The organism is Aestuariicoccus sp. MJ-SS9 (genome assembly GCF_032586235.1).
In the GTDB taxonomy this organism is placed as follows: Bacteria; Pseudomonadota; Alphaproteobacteria; order Rhodobacterales; family Rhodobacteraceae; genus Aestuariicoccus.
The window spans coordinates 98,603-116,452 of the sequence record NZ_JAWHTD010000007.1 but is presented as its reverse complement, the minus strand read 5'-3'; the positions used below and the strand labels follow the sequence as shown (position 1 = coordinate 116,452).

The 17,850-nt window shown below is 67.3% G+C and carries 18 protein-coding genes; 11 read left to right on the top strand and 7 right to left on the bottom strand.

Translation table 11 applies throughout. From position 1 onward, the window contains the following. Positions 1 to 128: 128 nt before the first annotated feature. The 3 genes from RXV88_RS07545 (at position 129) to der (ending at position 3,925) form a co-directional block, all read left to right on the top strand. Entirely contained in the window at positions 129 to 779 is a 651-nt protein-coding gene (locus RXV88_RS07545) for a hypothetical protein (RefSeq protein WP_316291649.1), read from the top strand. A 48-nt stretch (positions 780 to 827) separates the two neighbouring features. Next, on the top strand, positions 828 to 2,153 hold the full coding sequence (locus tag RXV88_RS07540; RefSeq protein ID WP_316291646.1) for a PQQ-binding-like beta-propeller repeat protein: 1,326 nt from the start codon (positions 828 to 830) through the stop codon (positions 2,151 to 2,153). Between the two features lie 317 nt (positions 2,154 to 2,470). Then, positions 2,471 to 3,925, top strand: coding sequence for a ribosome biogenesis GTPase Der (gene der, locus RXV88_RS07535; RefSeq protein WP_316291644.1), 1,455 nt, complete (start codon positions 2,471 to 2,473; stop codon positions 3,923 to 3,925). 168 nt (positions 3,926 to 4,093) lie between these two features. Here the strand turns inward: der and RXV88_RS07530 are convergent, their stop codons facing one another. The 6 genes from RXV88_RS07530 to RXV88_RS07505 all read right to left on the bottom strand — a co-directional run bounded on the left by RXV88_RS07530 (position 4,094) and on the right by RXV88_RS07505 (position 8,846). Next, on the bottom strand, positions 4,094 to 4,432 hold the full coding sequence (locus RXV88_RS07530) for a hypothetical protein (protein ID WP_316291643.1): 339 nt from the start codon (positions 4,430 to 4,432) through the stop codon (positions 4,094 to 4,096). A 62-nt stretch (positions 4,433 to 4,494) separates the two neighbouring features. After that, a complete protein-coding gene (locus tag RXV88_RS07525) occupies positions 4,495 to 5,196 on the bottom strand; it encodes a hypothetical protein (RefSeq protein WP_316291641.1) in 702 nt (233 codons plus the stop codon). Positions 5,197 to 5,199: 3 nt separating this feature from the next. After that, positions 5,200 to 6,492, bottom strand: a complete 1,293-nt coding sequence (serS, locus tag RXV88_RS07520) for a serine--tRNA ligase (protein WP_316291639.1) — start codon at positions 6,490 to 6,492, stop codon at positions 5,200 to 5,202. A 48-nt stretch (positions 6,493 to 6,540) separates the two neighbouring features. Further along, a complete protein-coding gene (locus RXV88_RS07515) occupies positions 6,541 to 7,164 on the bottom strand; it encodes a trypsin-like serine peptidase (RefSeq protein ID WP_316291637.1) in 624 nt (207 codons plus the stop codon). Between the two features lie 48 nt (positions 7,165 to 7,212). Next, on the bottom strand, positions 7,213 to 7,596 hold the full coding sequence (locus RXV88_RS07510) for a pentapeptide repeat-containing protein (protein ID WP_410468805.1): 384 nt from the start codon (positions 7,594 to 7,596) through the stop codon (positions 7,213 to 7,215). Continuing rightward, a complete protein-coding gene (locus RXV88_RS07505) occupies positions 7,539 to 8,846 on the bottom strand; it encodes a pentapeptide repeat-containing protein (protein WP_316291634.1) in 1,308 nt (435 codons plus the stop codon). Before RXV88_RS07505 ends, RXV88_RS07510 begins: the two co-directional genes overlap by 58 nt. A 200-nt stretch (positions 8,847 to 9,046) precedes the next feature. Between RXV88_RS07505 and yajC the strand changes: the two genes are divergently transcribed. The 8 genes from yajC to RXV88_RS07465 all read left to right on the top strand — a co-directional run bounded on the left by yajC (position 9,047) and on the right by RXV88_RS07465 (position 15,345). Continuing rightward, positions 9,047 to 9,334: a preprotein translocase subunit YajC gene (gene yajC, locus RXV88_RS07500; RefSeq protein WP_316291633.1), complete on the top strand. Its 288-nt coding sequence runs from the start codon at positions 9,047 to 9,049 to the stop codon at positions 9,332 to 9,334. A 41-nt stretch (positions 9,335 to 9,375) separates the two neighbouring features. After that, complete coding sequence (secD, locus tag RXV88_RS07495; protein ID WP_316291632.1) at positions 9,376 to 11,037, top strand: protein translocase subunit SecD; 1,662 nt, start codon at positions 9,376 to 9,378, stop codon at positions 11,035 to 11,037. 1 nt (position 11,038) lies between these two features. Further along, positions 11,039 to 12,007 carry a protein translocase subunit SecF gene (gene secF / locus RXV88_RS07490; protein ID WP_316291631.1) on the top strand — a complete coding sequence of 323 codons (969 nt, stop codon included), beginning with the start codon at positions 11,039 to 11,041 and terminating at the stop codon, positions 12,005 to 12,007. Further along, on the top strand, positions 12,000 to 12,752 hold the full coding sequence (locus tag RXV88_RS07485) for a sulfite exporter TauE/SafE family protein (RefSeq protein WP_316291629.1): 753 nt from the start codon (positions 12,000 to 12,002) through the stop codon (positions 12,750 to 12,752). Before secF ends, RXV88_RS07485 begins: the two co-directional genes overlap by 8 nt. 12 nt (positions 12,753 to 12,764) lie before the next feature. Next, positions 12,765 to 13,118 carry an Mth938-like domain-containing protein gene (locus RXV88_RS07480; protein WP_316291627.1) on the top strand — a complete coding sequence of 118 codons (354 nt, stop codon included), beginning with the start codon at positions 12,765 to 12,767 and terminating at the stop codon, positions 13,116 to 13,118. Between the two features lie 41 nt (positions 13,119 to 13,159). Further along, entirely contained in the window at positions 13,160 to 13,588 is a 429-nt protein-coding gene (locus tag RXV88_RS07475; RefSeq protein WP_316291626.1) for a GlcG/HbpS family heme-binding protein, read from the top strand. A gap of 60 nt (positions 13,589 to 13,648) precedes the next feature. After that, complete coding sequence (locus tag RXV88_RS07470; RefSeq protein ID WP_316291625.1) at positions 13,649 to 14,425, top strand: gamma-glutamyl-gamma-aminobutyrate hydrolase family protein; 777 nt, start codon at positions 13,649 to 13,651, stop codon at positions 14,423 to 14,425. Between the two features lie 395 nt (positions 14,426 to 14,820). Next, complete coding sequence (locus RXV88_RS07465; protein ID WP_316291624.1) at positions 14,821 to 15,345, top strand: flavodoxin domain-containing protein; 525 nt, start codon at positions 14,821 to 14,823, stop codon at positions 15,343 to 15,345. 18 nt (positions 15,346 to 15,363) lie between these two features. On the opposite strand, the gene RXV88_RS07460 is transcribed toward RXV88_RS07465, so the two are convergent. Further along, positions 15,364 to 17,739, bottom strand: coding sequence for a Hint domain-containing protein (locus tag RXV88_RS07460; RefSeq protein ID WP_316291623.1), 2,376 nt, complete (start codon positions 17,737 to 17,739; stop codon positions 15,364 to 15,366). Positions 17,740 to 17,850 lie beyond the last annotated feature (111 nt).

The following is a 17,850-nucleotide window of genomic DNA, read 5'->3' as shown; positions in this document are numbered from 1 at the left end:
AGTTCAAGCAAAGTCCGGATTGTCCGAAATTGCGGCAGCGCGGTCGCGCCCGCTCTGTGCCGATGCGCCTTGGCACGCCATGCCCGGCGCGTTAAGAGGGGGCGAAATCGACAGAAAAGAGGCCCCGCGTGAGCGATACCGACAGTTTCATCGACGAAGTCAGCGAAGAGGTCCGCCGCGACCGGCTGTTCGCCCTGATGCGCCGCTATGGCTGGATCGCCGTGCTGCTGGTCGTCCTGGTCGTCGGCGGCGCCGCGTTCCGCGAATACAGCAAGGCCAGCGACAGGGCGGCGGCGCAGGCCTTTGGCGATTCCATTCTTGCCGCGCTCGAGGCCGACGAACCTCAGGACCGTGTGACCGCGCTTGCCGCGATCGAAGCCGAGGATGCGGGCGCGCGCGCCGTGCTGCGCATGCTGATCGCCTCGGAAGAGGCGGCAGCGGGCAACGACGCGGCGGCGGTCGAACAGCTCAACACCGCCGCGCGCGATGGCGACCTGCCCGAGATCTACCGCGAGATTGCCAGCTTCAAGGCGCTGGTCCGCTCGGACGCCGGTGTCGACGAGCGCCGCATCGGGTTCGAGGCGCTGGCCATTCCGGGCAATCCCCTGCGGCTGCTGGCCGAGGAACAGCTGGCCCTGATCGCGGTCGAGACCGGCGACACCGACGACGCCATTGCGCGGCTGCAACGGATCATCGCCGATGCCGAGGTGACGTCAGGGTTGCGCCGCCGAGCATCTCAGTTGATTGTGGCGCTGGGCGGCACGCTGGAGGCGGGCTGAGCCATGCGGCGCGGCCGAATTGATCACGGGGGCTGAACGGGGGCTGATGTGCAGCGCAAACTGACCTTGGCCGCATTGGCGGCGATCCCGCTTCTGGCGGCCTGCGGCGAACGCGAGGAAATCCTGCCGGGCGAACGCCTGGGCATCCGCGAGGTGCTGCAATCCGCCGAACCGGCGGAGGACACAGCCGGGAACCGTGCGCTGCCGATCGCGCTGGGCGCGGCCACGGCGAATGCCGACTGGGCGCAAAGCGCGGTCAGCCCGGCCTTCCGCACGACCCACGCGGCGCTGTCGCTGCCGCTTGCGCCGCTCTGGTCGGTGCCCATCGGCGAGGGCGACAGCCGCCGCCAGCGGCTGAACACCGATCCGGTCGTGGCCGGCGGGCGGGTGTTCACCATGGACAGCGCGCATCTGGTGACGGCGGTCTCGACCTCGGGCGAGACGCTCTGGACCTTCGATCTGACGCCGCTGCGCGACGATCCTTCGCAGGCGCAGGGCGGCGGGCTGGCGGCCGCGAATGGGCGGCTTTATGTCGCCTCGGGCTTTGGCACGCTGACCGCGCTCGACGCGGCGACGGGTGCAGAGATCTGGACCCAGCGGCTGGGCGCCACGGCCACCGGCGCGCCGACGGTGCGCGGCGGCGTGGTCTATGTGGTCGGTGGCGATACCACCGCCTGGGCGATCGAGGCCGATGACGGGCGCATTCGCTGGCAATTGGACGGCAACGCCGATCTCAACAACATGGCCGGTGCGCCCGCGCCTGCGGTCAACGACGCTTTGGCGCTTTTCTCGTTCGGCAACAGCACGGTACAGGCGGCCTTCCTGCAGGGCGGGCTGCGGCGCTGGAACGCGGATATCGCGGGCGGGCGCAACGGCTTTGCCATCGCCAGCGTGAACGACATCACCGGCGATCCGGTGATCGACGGCAACCGCGCCTATGTGGGCAACCATTCGGGGCGGCTGGTGGCGCTCGACGTCAATTCGGGCGACCGGATCTGGACGCTCCGCGAGGGTGCGCTGGATGCGGTCTGGCCGGTGGGCGGGTCGCTCTTCTTTGTTTCCGACCGGCACGAGCTGGTCCGGGTCGATGCCGGGGACGGCACCAAGATCTGGTCGGTCGGTCTGCCTGGTTACGAGCCGACGCGGCGTCCGCAGGCCCGGCGCGACAGCGCCTATGCGCAGCACGGCCCGATCCTGGCGGGCGGGCGTCTGCTGGTGGCGGGCTCGGACGGGATGATCCGCGCCTTCAACCCAGAGGACGGCAGCCTGACCGGAACGACCGAGGTGCCCGGCGGCGCGACCACGCGGCCCGTGGTGGCGAACGGCACGCTCTACGTGGTGTCGACCCGGGGCATGCTGCACGCGTTCCGGTAATAGGGCCTCTGATACTAGAGAAGCTGCGAAAGCCGTTGCAGCGCCTGCCCGTGGGGTGGCGCTGCAACGGCCGGTCTGCACGCTTTATCTCCGCCAAGTCGTTGCTCGGAACGAGCGGCGCGCCCACGTGGACAAAGCGCCAGCCCGCCGGGACGGGCAGGCGCTGACAGCAGGCGGCCTGCGGCCTCGATTCCGCGACTTGCGGCGCTTCGAAGGGGGAAAGCGCCATATCGCCCCTTGCCCCCCAAGACCAAGCCCCTTTCGCGGCGGCCGCAAATAGGCTATCCGCCCGATCTGACTTCATGCCGGAGCGCAAGATGACCTTCTCTCTCGCCATCGTGGGGCGGCCCAATGTGGGCAAGTCCACGCTGTTCAACCGCCTGGTGGGCAAGCGCCTGGCGCTGGTCGACGACCAGCCCGGCGTTACGCGCGATCTGCGCGAGGGTGCGGCGCGGCTGGGCGATCTGCGCTTTACGGTCATCGACACCGCCGGGCTGGAAGAGGCCACGGACGAGTCGCTGCAGGGGCGGATGCGGCGGCTGACCGAACGCGCCGTCGACATGGCCGACATTTGCCTCTTCATGATCGACGCGCGCGCGGGGGTGACCCCGGCGGACGAGATTTTTGCCGACATCCTGCGCAAACGGTCGAAACACGTGATCCTGGCGGCCAACAAGGCCGAGGGTGCCGCCGCCGATGCCGGTGTGATCGAGGCCTACGGGCTGGGCCTGGGCGAGCCGATCCGGCTCTCGGCGGAACATGGCGAGGGGCTCAACGATCTTTACTCGGTGCTGATGCCGCTGGCCGACGCCTATGCGGAACGTGCCGAGAAGGACATGCCGGAGACGGAAATTTCCGTCTCCGAAGAGGCCGACGAGGCGATGCCCGTGCCGACCGTGGCCAAGCCCCTGCAGATCGCCATGGTGGGGCGCCCCAACGCGGGCAAGTCGACGCTGATTAACCAGATCCTCGGCGAGGACCGCCTGCTGACGGGCCCCGAGGCCGGGATCACCCGCGACGCCATATCGGTGCAGACGACCTGGGGCGGCGTGCCGATGCGCATCTTCGACACGGCGGGGATGCGCAAGAAGGCCAAGGTGCAGGAAAAGCTGGAAAAGCTGTCGGTCGGCGACGGGCTGCGCGCGGTCAAGTTCGCCGAGGTCGTGGTCGTGCTGCTGGACGCGGCCATCCCCTTCGAGCAGCAGGATCTGCGCATCGCCGATCTGGCCGAGCGCGAGGGGCGTGCGGTGGTCGTGGCGGTGAACAAATGGGACGTGGAGCCGGAGAAACAGCAAAAGCTGCGTGACCTGAAAGAGGCCTTCGAGCGGCTGCTGCCGCAGCTGCGCGGCGCGCCGCTGGTGACGGTCTCGGCCAAGACGGGGCGCGGGCTCGATCGGTTGCAGGCGGCGATCATGATGGTCTATGAGAAGTGGAACGCGCGGGTGCCGACGGCGGCGCTGAACCGCTGGCTGTCGGGAATGCTGGAACAGCATCCGCCGCCCGCGCCGCAGGGCAAGCGGATCAAGCTGCGCTACATGACCCAGGTCAAGACGCGTCCGCCGGGCTTTGTGGTGATGTGCTCGCATCCCGACAAGCTGCCGGACAGCTATTCGCGCTATCTGGTCAACGGGCTGCGCGAGGATTTCGACCTGCCCGGCACGCCGATCCGGCTGCATATGCGCGGCCAGTCGGACAAGAACCCCTACAAGGGGCGGCGGGAAAAGAACGCGGGCGCGCTGAAAAAGCACCTGGGCAAGGGTCGCAAGGGGTGATCCGGCGGAACGCGGGCGGGCTCTGCCCGCCTTCGCGTGCTGTGTTCTGGTGATCTTGTCGGCGCGATGAGCTTGCCCGGCGTCAGTGCGGGTGTCCGATGTGGAGGGGGCGCTGCCCCCGCTGCGAAGCAGCCCCCCGGGATATTTGAGGATCAGTGAAAGGGCGGGTCAGTTCTGCCGTTCGGCGCGTTCGAGCGCGCGGCCGTCGGCCCAGGTGCCGTGCAGGTTGCCGTTGGGCATGATGACGTAGACCACCGGGTCCGCAGACCCCCAGTCGATTTCGATCACGCGGCCGTCGAGGGTGCCGGTTCCGCTGTAGCTTTGGTTGCCGACGGTCCAGTTGACGGTGATCCGGTCGCCGGCATCGGTGAGCACCATCTGGCCGCTATAGGACGATCCGTCCGGGTTGCGGCCGTCGACGGTGTAGAGGCCCGTCAGGGTCTGGGCAAGGGCCGCGCCTGCGTAGAGCAGGCAGGCGGCGGTGGCGGCCAATGGGCGGAAGGGCATGGCGGCTCCGGGTTATGCGCGATGCGCAGGATAGCGCCGGAGGGCCGTGCCGGGCAAGCGCGCTATTCGGTGTCGGTGCCGCGCAGGGCGAGAATCGCCAGGATGCCCAGCGACGCGAGCCCCGCGACGGCGATGTTGAGCGGGCCGGTGTTGGCCACGATCACCCCCACCAGCGCCCAGATCACCGTGATGCCGTATTCCGGCGCGCGGTGCAGCCGGTATTGCGCCGTCACCGCGATGGCCAGCGCCAGCGCCAGCGCCACCAGCGCCGCGGGCGTTCCCGCCATCCAGCCGTAGCCGCCCAGCAGAAGGCCGATCGCCACGCAGGAGGCTGCGGTCAGCCAGCCCGCGTAGATCGCTACCGGGGCCTGTTGCAGCCAGCGGTCGGTGTCGCCCACGCGAAAGAGGCTCAGGAGCGCGGTTCCCAGCATGAGCCAGATCATGGCCGTCGCCGCGATGGGCGAGGCCTGCGCCACCGGAAGCCAGGCCGCGCCGATGGCGAGGCTGGCAAAGAGCGGCTTGCGCATCGCCGCCCAGTCGGGATCGTCGGCGCGCTTGACCATGCCGAACCCCGTTCCGGCGATGAGCCACAGGTAAATAAGCCCCCAGATGCCAAAGGCATAGCCCGCGGGCTGCACCGGCGGGCCGTCCTGAGGGACCGGGAACTGGTCGGGCGCAAAACCGTTGAAGCCGGGCGACAAAATCGGCGAGGCGGCGAAGGCCAGCGCCGCCACGAACGTCAGGATCGCCCAGGTCCGGTTCATCGCTCAGACAAGCTCCCCGTCCGGGGTCAGCGTGGTCTTGCCGCCGATCCAGGGGTGCAGCGCCTCGGGCAGGGTCACCGATCCGTCGGCATTCTGGCCGTTCTCCAGCACCGCGATCAGGCAGCGGCCCACCGCCAGGCCCGATCCGTTCAAAGTGTGCACAAACTCGGGCTTGCCGCCCGCCGCCGGTTTGAACCGGGCGTTCATCCGGCGGGCCTGGAAATCGCCCGCGACCGAGACCGAGCTGATCTCGCGGTAGGTGTTCTGGCCGGGCAGCCAGACCTCGATGTCGTGGGTCTTGAGCATCCCAAAGCCCATGTCGCCGGAACACAGCACCACCGTCCGGTAGGGCAGGCCCAGCTTTTGCAGGATGCCCTCGGCGCAGGCGGTCATGCGGTCGTGCTCTTCCATGCTGCGGTCGGGGTGGACCACCGACACCATCTCGACCTTTTCGAACTGGTGCTGGCGCAGCATCCCGGCGGTGTCCTTGCCCGCCGAGCCCGCCTCGGAGCGGAAACATTGCGTGTGCGCCACATAGCGGCGCGGCAGGTAGCTTTCTTCGACCACCAGACCGTTGACGATATTGGTCAGCGTCACCTCGGCGGTGGGCACCAGCCACCAGCCATTGGTGGTGCGGTAGCTGTCCTCGCCGAATTTCGGCAATTGCCCGGTGCCGTACATCATCTCGTCGCGCACCAGCACGGGGGTCCATGTCTCGGTCAGGCCGTTTTCGGCGATGTGGGTGTCGAGCATGAATTGCGCCAGCGCCCGGTGCAGGCGCGCGATCCCGCCCGACATCACCACAAAGCGGCTGCCCGAAAGCTTGGCGGCGGTCTCGAAATCGAGGCCGTTCTGCGCGCCCTTGATCTGGTAATGCTCGACCGGCTGGAAATCGAAGGTGCGGGGCGTGCCCCAGCGGCTGATCTCGAGATTGTCGTCCTCGTCCTCGCCATCGGGCACGTCGGCGTGCAGCAGGTTGGGCAGGCCCATCAGTTCGTCGGTCAGTTCCGCATCCAGCTCTTTGGCGCGGGCCTGCATCTCGGCGACTTCGGCCTTCTTTTCGGCCACCAGCGCGCGCAGGCGCTCGAATTCGGCCTCGTCGCCGCTGGCCTTGGCCTTGCCGACCTCCTTGGAGGCCTTGTTCTGTTCGGCTTGCGCGGTCTCGGCGGCGTGGATCGCGGCGCGCCGTTCCTCGTCGATGGACAAGAGCCGCGCCGAGACGCCCGACAGGCCACGGCGGGCCATGCCGGCGTCGAAAGCCTCGGGGTTGTCGCGGATGGCGCGGATGTCGTGCATCGGGGGCTCCTGCAAAGGCTGAGTCGCTCGCCTTATGCCCCAACTTCGTCAGCGTGTGTAGGGGCCGGAAAGCCGCGTGCGCAGCCAGTCGTCCACGGGGGCGGCCAGCGCGTCGTCGCCAGAGATGGCCGAGAGCACGGCGACGATGCGCTGCGCCGCGCCGTCCCCGGCCAGAACCGGCCCGCCGGAAAGGCCCGGCGCGATGGCGCAGGCCAGCCGCAGCACGCCGCGGTCGGGGGTGCCGGCGCAGCCTTCGGTGAGGCGGGCGCGGTGCGGGCGGGTGCGGGCATAGCCGACCAGCGCGTAGGGGCCGGTGGCGGCCAGACCGACCGGCAGCGGGGCGGGGTCGAGCGGATCTTTCAGCGTCAGAAGGGCGATGTCGTGGCGCAGGTCGAGTAGGCCTTGGGCGTAGGCCTTGGGGTGCAGTTCGACCGAGGCGACGCGCGCGGCACCCGCATGGCCCGCGCCGTTCCACCCGGCGACAAAGACGATGTCACCCAGCGCCCGCCCGGCCACGCAATGCGCCGCCGTCAGCACCAGATCGGCCCGCACCAGCGCGCCCGAACACATGCTGCGCGTGTTGAACCCGCCGACATTGACCCGCCCCACGGCCTCCTGCGCGAGGGCGGGCAGGGGCAGGGCGAGCGCGAGGAGAATGAGGATCAGCCGCATGGCGCGATGGTAGCGGAGGCCGCGACGATATCCATCCCGCTCCGCTCTTCAGCCCGCGTCGTCGCTCGGCCCGTCCGGGGTCATGCCGATGCTCCGCTGCCAGGCGCGCCATTTGTTGTGGAAGTTGAAGAACTCCAGAGGGTCATCAGACTGGTCCCAATGCGCTGGCTTTTTCAGATCGCCAAGGGTTACCGAGGCATCGCCGAATGTTTCTTCGATTTGGTCTTGGGAAAACTTTGCCATCGCACAATCAACTGCCTTGAGCGCAGCACCTCGAAGAATAGCGGCGCTAAAGGAGGTTGAAGTGTCAAACTGCGCCTCGAAAAAGCGTGCCCCCTGCAACTGCGCCCGGACAAGGTCCGTCCCCTGCAACTTCACCCCGCCAAGTTGCGCCTCCTGCAACTGCGCTTCGCCAAGATGAGCCCCCTGCAAGTGCGCCCCGTCAAGGTGCGCCCCTGCAACTGCGCCCCGCCAAGGTGCGCCCCCTGCAACTGCGCCCCGTCAAGGCGCACTCCCTGCAAGTTTGCTTTTCGAAGGCGCGCCCCCTGCAACCGTGCGTCCTGCAGAATAGCATGATCGAAATTCAATTCCGCCATATCGGCGCCTTGCAGGCAGGTTTCGCGCAGGTCGAGCCGGTAGCCCACCTCGCTGCCGGGCACCTCTGCCGCGCGTTCCAGGTCGATCTGTTTGGGCGTTCTGCGGCCGATCACCTTCAGCGCGACCCGGATGTCGGTGCGAGGCTTGCCGAGGGTTTGTGGCCATCGCCAAATGTCTCGGAACGACGGCCAGCGGCCCCCCGATTTCTCCCAGCCTTCCGCGAAAAGCTTTTGCCATTCCTCCGGAAACGGCTTGGCCATCGATGCAGGCGCGTTCTCGCGGATGTAGGCGCAGAGGATCTCCATGATGCGGATGTGGTCGCGGTCGCTGTCCTGCGCGATCCGCTCCAGCGCATAGATCGCCCCGATGCGGACCTCGAGGTTGGGGAGGGTTTCGTTGAACGCCTGCCAGTCGCCACGTTCAGAAGCCGTTTCTCCTTGAGCGGTCACAAGATCTTCGTTTTGCCATTCGATGACCGTCCGTTTCGCCGGTCGCAGTTCCCGGCGCATTTGGTCTTCGGTGCCTTCGCCGAACGAGTCGGGATCGAAGTCTTCGAATGTCACCGGGCGACCGATCCGGCTGACGGTCTTTTCCGCGCCGAGACCCTCGACAGCCTTGTTGATGCGGTCGGTGACCTGGCCCTGCTGCGCCACGTCGACCTGCGCCAGCGCGGTGTCGACCTGGCTTTCCGCGGCCTTGGTCTGACGTTCATTTGCCTCGGCCCGCATCAGGCTGAGTGGCAGGGAAAAGATGCCGCCCAGCACGCCCAAAAAACCCACCAGCGCAAGGTAGTGGATGCGCAGGGCGAGCGCGTCGCTTGCGTCGGGCGGGTTGGTGAACATCCGCCAGGTGGTCAGCCCGACGGCGAAAAGCAGCGTGAACCAGACCGGGACGAGGACCACGAAATAGGTGTTCAGGCTGAGCTTGCGCCAGTCGCTGCGGAGTTTTGGCCGCAGCGCATACCGCTCGCGCCGCAGCATGAATACACATGCCGCAAGCGCCGTCAGCAGCACCGCAAAGGCGATCAGCGCCGACCACGGCAGCGTGCCGTTCAGGATGAGGCCGGCGGGGCCGAAGTCGATCATCGCCAAAAACTCCACTCGCTATTCCGGTCACCCTAGACGCTCATCCGCGTCAGCGCCATGGGGTGGGGCGGGCGGTTTTGCGCCCCGCGCGGACAAGCGGCGATCGACTTGCGTTCCGCGCCTTGCAAAGCCCCGCCCGCGCGCATAGGTTCCGCCGAAATCCGCGGGGTCCTCCCGCCCGGTCTGACAGGAGCCCAGAAATGGACGGCAACGCATTCGCCCAGTTTATCCCGCTTATCCTGATCTTCGCGATCATGTATTTCCTGCTGATCCGTCCTCAGCAGAAGAAGATGAAAGACCATCAGAAGATGGTCGAGGCGCTGCGCCGGGGCGACCAGGTGGTGACCCAGGGCGGGCTGATCGGCAAGGTTGTCAAGGTCAAGGACAACAACGAGCTTGAGGTCGAGCTGGCCGAGGGCGTCAAGGTCCGCGTGGTGCAGTCGACCATCGCGCAGGTGGTGTCGAAGACCGAGCCCGCCAACTCCTGATCCGTCCCTCGTTTACCCCGTAACGCCCGAAAGGCGCGCCCATGTTGCAGATCGATCTGTGGAAACGTGTTCTGATCCTCGGGACGATTGCGGTGGGGCTGCTGCTGGCGATGCCGAACGCCTTCTACAACCGGGTCGAGGGCTATAACGACGCGGTCAAAGCCATTGAAACCGCTGGGGAAACGCCCGAACGGCTGGAGGCCGCAGCCGGCTGGCCGTCGTTCCTGCCGTCGGGGCTGGTGAACCTCGGGCTCGACCTGCGCGGCGGCGCGCATCTGCTGGCCGAGGTGCAGGTCGAGGACGTGTATTCGGCGCGGCTCGAGGCGCTTTGGCCCGATGTGCGCGACGTGCTGCGGCCCGAGCGGAACGTGGTGGGCACGGTGCGGCTGCAGCCGTCGGGGCCCGACGAGCTGCGGGTGAAGATCAGCCAGCCCGAGGGCATGGCCCGCGCGCTGGAGCTTGTGCGCGGTCTGGCGCAGCCGGTGGCGTCGCTGACCGGGGCCATCGCCAGCGATCTGGAGGTGCGCGGCGACGGTGACGAGATCATCGTCACTCTGTCAGCCGAGGAACGCGCCGCCAGCGACGAGCGCACCCTGCGCCAGAGCCTCGAGATCATCCGCCGCCGGATCGACGAGGTCGGCACGCGCGAGCCGACCATTCAGCGCCAGGGCACCGACCGCATCCTGATCCAGGTACCCGGCATCGGGTCGGCGGCCGAGCTGAAGGCGATCATCGGCACCACCGCGCAGCTGACGTTCCAGCCGGTGGTGGGCCGTGCGGGCAGCATGGAGGACAGCGCCGGCATCGGAAACGAGATCCTGCCGGGCATGGACGAGGAGGGGGTGTTCTTCATCCTCGAACAGGCGCCCGTCGTGACCGGCGAAGAGCTGGTCGACGCGCAGCCTTCGTTCGACCAGAACGGCCGCCCGGCGGTCAACTTCCGGTTCAACCCGAACGGGGCGCGCAAATTCGGCGACTATACTGCCGACAACATCGGCAGCCCGTTCGCCATCGTGCTGGATAACGAGGTGATCAGCGCCCCGGTGATCCAGAGCCACATTCCCGGCGGGTCGGGCATCATCACCGGCAGTTTCACGGTCGAGGAATCGACCAACCTTGCGGTGCTCCTGCGGGCGGGCGCGCTGCCGGCGGGGCTCGAGTTCCTCGAGGAGCGCACAATCGGGCCCGAGCTGGGGCAGGACAGCATCGAGGCCGGGCGGATCGCCACCCTTGTGGCCTTTGCCGCCGTGCTGGTCTTCATGGGGCTGAGCTATGGGCTCTTCGGGCTTTTCGCCAATGTGGCGCTGATCCTCAATATCGCGCTGATCTTCGGGCTCTTGTCGCTGATCGGGGCGACGCTGACCCTGCCGGGCATCGCCGGGATCGTGCTGACCGTGGGGATGGCGGTGGACGCCAACGTGCTGATCTTCGAGCGTATCCGCGAGGAATTGAAGACCGCCAAGGGCCCGGCGCGCGCGATCGAGCTGGGCTACGAGAAGGCGCTGAGCGCCATCATCGACGCCAACATCACGACATTCATCACCGCGGTGATCCTGTTCGCCATGGGCTCGGGCCCTGTCAGGGGCTTCGCCATCACGCTGGGGCTGGGCATCCTGACCTCGGTCTTCACGGCGATCTTCGTCACGCGGCTGTTCATCGTCATGTGGTTCGAGCGCCGCCGCCCCCGGACAATCGAGGTTTGACATGCGTCTGAGACTGGTTCGCCAAGACACCAAGTTCGATTTCTTCAGCCGCTGGAAAATCTGGCTGGGCATTTCCGCCGTGATGGTCGTGGTGGCCTTCGCGTCGTTCCTGCAGCAGGGGCTGAACTATGGCATCGACTTCCGCGGCGGCACGACGATCCGGACGCAGGCCGAGACGCCCATCGACATCGGCGCATATCGTGCCGCGATGCAGACGCTCGATCTGGGCGACATCACCATCTCCGAGGTCTTCGATCCCAGCTTCGACGAGAACCAGCACGTCGCCATGGTCCGCATTCAGGCGCAGGACGACCAGGAGGCAGTGACGGTCGAGGTGATCGAGGCGGTCGAGGCGGCGCTGACCGAGGTCGCGCCCAACATCCAGTTCGTATCGGTGGAGTCGGTTGGCCCCAAGGTGTCGGGCGAGCTGATCCAGACCGCGGCCATCGCCGTGCTTCTGGCCATCGGGGCGGTGCTTATCTACATCTGGCTGCGGTTCGAATGGCAGTTCGCCGTGGGCGCGGTCGCCGCACTGGTGCATGACGTTATCCTGACCATCGGCATCTTTTCCGAGCTTCAGATCAAGTTCGACCTGGCGATCATCGCGGCGCTTCTGACCATCGTGGGCTATTCGCTTAACGACACGGTCGTGGTCTTCGACCGGGTGCGCGAGAACCTGATCAAGTACAAGAAGCGGGACCTGCGCGAGGTGCTCAACATCTCGATCAACGAGACGCTCAGCCGGACCTTCATGACCTCGGCCACCACTTTGCTGGCGCTGATCGCGCTTTTCGTGCTGGGCGGCGACGTGATCCGGGGCTTCGTCTTTGCGATGATCTGGGGTGTGATCGTCGGGACCTACAGCTCGATCTTCGTGGCCAGCGCGATCCTGCTCTGGCTGGGGGTCAAGCGCGACTGGACCAAGCCCACCGACACCACCGGCAACCAGTTCGCCAACGTCGATGCCTGATCCGCTGGCCCAGCTGGCGGCGCTGCCGGGGCTGGGCTGGATCGCGGCGGCGGGGTTCGTGGCGGGGCTGGTGCGCGGCTTTGCCGGGTTCGGCACGGCGATGATCTTTCTGCCCGTCGCGGGGCAGTTCCTGCCGCCCATCGGCGCGCTGACCACCTTGATCGTGATGGACGCCTTCGGCCCGCTGCCGAACCTGCGCCGGGCCTGGCGCGATGGCCAGCCGGCGGATGTGTTCCGGCTGATCGCGGGCACGCTGGTGATGCTGCCCATCGGTCTGGCTTTGCTGCTGGCCGTGGCGCCCGAGGTCTTCCGCTATGCGGTCTCGATCGTGGCGCTTGTGCTGTTGGCCTGCCTGATCGCGGGGCTGCGCTATCGTGGCAAGTTGCGCCCGCCCATGGTCTACGGGATCGGCGGGCTGGCGGGGTTTCTGGGCGGCGTGGCCGGGGTTCCGGGCCCGCCCGTCATACTTTTCTACATGGCCAGCCCGCTGCCAGCCTCGGCGATCCGGGCCAACACCATGTGGTATCTTTTCCTGTTTGATCTTGTTTTTCTTGGGGTTATGTACGTGGCCGACCAACTGCTGCTGGAATTCATACTGGTCGGTCTGGCGGTGGCGATTCCGGTTGTCATTGGAAATGTCGCCGGGGCCGCTATGTTCCGGCCTGGGTGGGAACGGCAATATCGGGCACTTGCCTACGCCATCATCGCGGTATCGGCCCTGTCGGGCCTGCCGCTCTGGGACTGAGGGGATAACGACATGCGGCTGAACGAAATCACCTATACCGAGGCGGCGCCGGTCGACGGCTATGGACCGGGCTTTTTCCGCGTGGGCGGCAAGATCGTGCCGGGCGCGGTCTGTCTGTCGCCGCAGGGCACGCAAGGCTGGGGCGGGCTCGAGGACGATGGCCCGCTGCTGGCGCTGTCGGACGAGGTCGATGTGCTCTTTATCGGAACGGGGGCCGAAATCGCCCATCTGCCGGGCCCGCTGCGTCAGCGGCTCGAAGGGGCGGGGGTCGGTGTCGAGGTGATGAATTCGCCCGCCGCCTGCCGCACCTACAACGTGCTGCTGTCCGAGGGCCGCCGCGTGGCGCTGGCGGTTCTGCCGGTTTAACGTCTGACCCAAACGCAACCCGAAACAGAGGAGCCCTGACCATGGCTGCCATTTCCCTGCGCCGCGCGCGCACGATCATCCGCAAGACGCTGGAACAGGGGCGCGAGATGGGGCTCAAGCCTTTGTCGGTGATCGTCCTGGACGAGGGCGGCAACGTTCAGGCGTTCGAGCGCGAAGACGGCGCGTCGCCGGGCCGTTTCCAGATCGCGCATGGCAAGGCCTACGGTTCGGTCATGCTGGGCATGTCGGGCACCGCGCAAAAGAACCGCGCCGAAGAGCAGGCCTATTTCATCGCCGCCGCCGGTGCCGCGCTCGGCGGGCAGATGGTGCCGGTGCCGGGCGGCGTTTTGGTGCGCGACGCCAAGGGCCGCGTTCTGGGCGCGGTCGGCGTGACCGGCGACACGTCGGACAACGACGCGGCTGCCGCAAAAGCGGGCATCGAGGCCGTCGGCCTGCAGGCCGAGGTCTGAGCCACCTTTTCTAGCCCCGCCGCATGACCTATGTTTGCGGCAGGCACAAAAGAGGATCCCATGGCGCGCCCCATCGTCGGCATCATCGGCAACCAGTATCTGCTTAACGACCAGTATCCGGCCCATGCCGGCGGGTCGATGAACTCCGAGGCGGTGGCGAATGTGGCGGGTTGTATGCCGCTGGTCATCCCCGCCGATCCGCGCTTTGTGTCGGTGGCCGAACTGCTCGAGACCTGTGACGGGTTCCTGCTGACCGGCGGCCGCCCGAACGTCCATCCCGAGGAATACGGCGAAGACTGGACAGAGGCGCATGGCGCTTATGATCGCGCGCGCGATGCGATCACCCTGCCGCTGGTGCGCGCCTGCGTCGAGCGGGCCCAGCCGTTCCTCGGCATTTGCCGCGGTTTTCAAGAGGTCAACGTCGCCATGGGCGGCACGCTCTACCCCGAGATTCGCGACCTGCCGGGGCGCGACAACCACCGCATGCCGCCCGACGGCACGCTGGAAGAAAAGTTCGCGCTGCGCCATGTGGTGACGCTCAAGGAAGGCGGGGTGTTCCACCGTCTCTTCGGCGCCACCGAGGTGCTGACCAACACCCTGCACGGGCAGGGCATCAAGGCCCCGGGCGCGCGCATCGCGATCGAGGGTCACGCCCCCGACGGCACGCCCGAGGCGATCCATGTCGAGGGCGCGCCGGGGTTTACGCTGTCGGTGCAATGGCACCCGGAGTGGGACGCGGCCAACGACCCGGTGTCGCGCCCGCTCTTCACCGCCTTCGGCGACGCCGTCCGCGACTGGGCGCAGATGCGCCACGGCCCGGCCCGGCGCAGCGCGTAAGTCTTTGCTGACTGACAGATAGGGTCGTCGAAACAAGCCGCGACCAGCGCCTGCCCGTGGGATGGCGCAGCCCGCCCGGTCGGCATGTTCCGACAATCCTTCAGCCCCGCCAAGTCGCGGAATCAAGGCCGCAGGCCGCCGCGACCAGCGCCTGCCCGTCCCGTCGGGCTGGCGCTTTGTCGACCTGGGCGCGCCGCTCGTTCGATGCGATGACTTGGCGGGGATAAAGCGCTGAGAACGCTAGTTGCAGCGCCATCCCACGGGCAGGCGCTGGTCGCGGCTTTTGCTTTGAAAAGCCGACCCCTGACATTTCAAAATTCAATTTGCGCCAGCGCAAAGTGCGGCCTCTCCGCATCCTCTACGGTCGCCCCGTACGAGTCGAGGAGCGAACCGTTATGCGAATTCTGATTGCCTATGCCACGACCGAAGGTCAGACCCGCAAGATCTGCCGCCATTGCGCGGACCGGCTGATCGACCGGGGCCACAGTGTCGAGCTTTTGCCGGTGGACGAGGACGGCGGGCTTGACCTGCAGCGCTTCGACGCCGCCATCCTCGCCGGCTCGGTTCACATGGAGCGTGTGCAGCCCGCGCTGGTGGCCTTTGCCAAGACCCATTCCCAGGCGCTGGCGCGCATCCGGACGCTCTATCTGCAGGTATCGTTGGCCGCGGCGGGCAACGATTACGAGGAATGGTCGGGGCTGCGCCGGATCGCCCGCAGGCTCGCGGCCGAGACCGGCTGGGCCCCGGGGCGCACCGAACATGTCGCCGGGGCGTTCCGCTTTACCGAGTACGATTTCTTTAAATCCTGGGCGATGCGCTGGATCGCGGCGCAGCACGACCGCAAGGTCGATCCGCATAAGGACACCGAATTCACCGATTGGGAGGCGCTGGACCGGGTCCTCGACGACTGGGCGGCGTGATTGGGCAGGGGCGGCGTCTCAGGCCGCCAGCGCAGCCCCAACGCCGGTCTGGGCGCGTAGCGACTGCACCTCGTGACGCTTCAGGCAGGCGCGGGCGGTGTCGCCGTAGGACCCCGGATCGCTGCGCAGCGCGGGGAAGTTGCGGAACAGATCCTCGCGCGAGGCATCGCTGAGCGACCCCAGGCCGGTCTGGCCGATATGCAGGGATTCGGTGGGCATCCCCTCGGCATAGATCACCTGATGGCGGTCCAGCATCAGGTGGATATAGGTCACCTCGCCGCCTTCTTCGCGGATCACGTCGATGCCGTTCTCCAGATGACAGGCGGCGGCGAAGACCTCGGCGTCGCCGAAGAGCAGCTCGGCGTGATAGCCCTCGAACAACATGCGGTGCTGAGGCGACACCAGCAGCGACCCGGTCGCCCCCGGCATCACCGATTTCGCGATGCGGATCGGGGCGGTCCTGCCGGTGGCGGCGACGCGGCGCTGGCCGATCCAGCGCAGCGGCTGCAGACCGGCGTCGCGGGTCACCAGAAGATCGCCGGGCCGCAGGCTCTCGATCGGGCGGGGGCCGGTGGCGGTCAGGATGCGCGTGCCGGGGGTAAAGCAGATCACGCTGTCGATGTTGGAGAACGACACCAGCGTGCCATCGAGCATCTGGATCGTGCCGCTCTGCTCGCCGCCGACATTCGAGGTGATGTCGAGCGTGGTGCGGTCGGCCAGCCCGTTGAGGTCGAGCGTATCGCCGCCCGACTGGCCGGTGGTGGCCCCCTCGATCGTGATGGTGCCGCTGCCTGCCTCGGCCAGATCGACCAGCGTGATCACGTCGTCGCCGTCGCCCGCGGTGATCGTGTCGCCCTGGGCGGCGAAGATCGTGTCGTTGCCCGCCCCGCCGTCGATAAGGTCGCCGCCCGCGCCGCCGCTCAGAACGTCGGCCCCGTCGCCGCCCGTCAGAGTGTCGGCCCCGTCATCGCCCGCCAGCGTGTCGTCGCCGGTGCCGCCCGAAAGGCTGTCGTTGCCGGTGCCGCCGGAAAGGCTGTCGTTGTCGGCGCCGCCCGTCAGGGTGTCGTCCCCCGCCTCGCCCAAAAGCGTGTCGTTGCCCGCGCCGCCGTCGAGGCTGTCGTTGCCGCTGGCGACGGGAATGGCGTCGAAATGCACATCCGTCAGCCAGATGCCCTGGGTGCCGGCCTGCAGGTTGCCGTAGATCACCTCTACCTGGGCGACGGGGCCCGCCACTTCGACCAGCACCGACCCGTCGAGCTGGCTGGTGTCGTTGGCCACCGTGTCGGCGGTGATCGTGTTGCCCAACACCGTGTCGCCGCCGCCGGGCGTCAGGGTGACGGCCACCGCGTTGCCGTCGGCATCATAGGCGTTGACGGTGATGATGTCGGTGTGATTGCCGCTGCCCCAATCGACGTCGTTGATCCGGAAGCTGACGTTCTCGACCTCGTCGGCGACGGACGCGCCGGTGCTGGCGGCGAAAGTCATCGTGGTGGTCGAGGTCGCGCCGTCGCCCTGGCCGTAGAGGTAGAGTGCGGAATTGGTAAAGGGCTCGCCCGCGCCGCCGTATTGCGTCAGCGTGTCGTCGACCTCGAATATGGGGGCGTTGTTGCCGTCGTTGGTAAAGCCCAGCGTGACGTCGATAGTGCCGGTATCCTGGGTGAACCCGGCCGACAGGTCGGTGCCGGTGGCGCCCTGATCGGTCCAGATCAGCGCCTCGGCTATCGGGTCGGGGCTGTAGAGGCCGTAGTCGCCATAGAGCAGATCGGCCCCGTCGCCGCCCAGCAGCGTGTCGTCGCCCATGCCGCCGATGGCGGTGTCGTCGCCGGCGCCGGCGTCCACCAGATTGCCAAGCGCGGAGGGGTCGCCGTCGACGGACTGGCCCTGTGGGTCGATGTAATCGGGGTCGATGGAATCGTTGCCCGTGGTGCCGTCGATGGTCGGGTCCTGAAAGGCCGCGTAATCCTGCGAATTGAACGCGATGGTGCCGTTGGTGACGCTTGGATTGTTGGTATAGGCGTTGACCGTATAGGTGCGGCCCGCGACCAGCGGCGCCTCGGACAGGGTGTAATCGCCCGCCGCCGCGCCGTTCTCGACGTCGAATTGCGCCACCTCGAAGCTCTGTCCGGTGACGCTGTCGGTGATTGTCCAGACGGCCTCGGCATCGACGTTCGAGCCGGTGGAGGAGGCGCCGGGGATGGTGACATCGGCGGTGGCGGTCTCGCCGCCACGGCTGTCGTCGTCGAGCGTGATGCCCTCGATCCCGGTTTCGGTGTCGGTGATGGTGGCGCTGCCGGCCGCAGTGGACGGCCCGGTCCAGACGAAGGAACTGCCGACCGAGTTGGAAAAGACGGTGGTGGGATCCACCAGATAAAATTGAACTGTATAAACGGGCATGCTGCCACTCTCGGTATTCTGCCCATTCTCCTTGGGCGTGTTTCATCTGCGGGCGTGCTTGCCCGTTTCGCCACTGGATACAATTCCGGTGGGGCAGCAAGATGAAGCGAC

What these genes read in the sequence shown, in the direction of transcription:
- yajC (WP_316291633.1), top strand. Translation starts at nt 9,047, where the DNA reads ATGGACGGCAACGCATTCGCCCAGTTTATCCCGCTTATCCTGATCTTC.
- secD (WP_316291632.1), top strand. Translation starts at nt 9,376, where the DNA reads ATGTTGCAGATCGATCTGTGGAAACGTGTTCTGATCCTCGGGACGATT.
- RXV88_RS07460 (WP_316291623.1), bottom strand. Translation starts at nt 17,739, where the DNA reads ATGCCCGTTTATACAGTTCAATTTTATCTGGTGGATCCCACCACCGTC.
- RXV88_RS07465 (WP_316291624.1), top strand. Translation starts at nt 14,821, where the DNA reads ATGCGAATTCTGATTGCCTATGCCACGACCGAAGGTCAGACCCGCAAG.
- RXV88_RS07480 (WP_316291627.1), top strand. Translation starts at nt 12,765, where the DNA reads ATGCGGCTGAACGAAATCACCTATACCGAGGCGGCGCCGGTCGACGGC.
- der (WP_316291644.1), top strand. Translation starts at nt 2,471, where the DNA reads ATGACCTTCTCTCTCGCCATCGTGGGGCGGCCCAATGTGGGCAAGTCC.
- secF (WP_316291631.1), top strand. Translation starts at nt 11,039, where the DNA reads ATGCGTCTGAGACTGGTTCGCCAAGACACCAAGTTCGATTTCTTCAGC.
- RXV88_RS07485 (WP_316291629.1), top strand. Translation starts at nt 12,000, where the DNA reads ATGCCTGATCCGCTGGCCCAGCTGGCGGCGCTGCCGGGGCTGGGCTGG.
- RXV88_RS07530 (WP_316291643.1), bottom strand. Translation starts at nt 4,432, where the DNA reads ATGCCCTTCCGCCCATTGGCCGCCACCGCCGCCTGCCTGCTCTACGCA.
- serS (WP_316291639.1), bottom strand. Translation starts at nt 6,492, where the DNA reads ATGCACGACATCCGCGCCATCCGCGACAACCCCGAGGCTTTCGACGCC.
- RXV88_RS07515 (WP_316291637.1), bottom strand. Translation starts at nt 7,164, where the DNA reads ATGCGGCTGATCCTCATTCTCCTCGCGCTCGCCCTGCCCCTGCCCGCC.
- RXV88_RS07470 (WP_316291625.1), top strand. Translation starts at nt 13,649, where the DNA reads ATGGCGCGCCCCATCGTCGGCATCATCGGCAACCAGTATCTGCTTAAC.
- RXV88_RS07505 (WP_316291634.1), bottom strand. Translation starts at nt 8,846, where the DNA reads ATGATCGACTTCGGCCCCGCCGGCCTCATCCTGAACGGCACGCTGCCG.
- RXV88_RS07475 (WP_316291626.1), top strand. Translation starts at nt 13,160, where the DNA reads ATGGCTGCCATTTCCCTGCGCCGCGCGCGCACGATCATCCGCAAGACG.
- RXV88_RS07525 (WP_316291641.1), bottom strand. Translation starts at nt 5,196, where the DNA reads ATGAACCGGACCTGGGCGATCCTGACGTTCGTGGCGGCGCTGGCCTTC.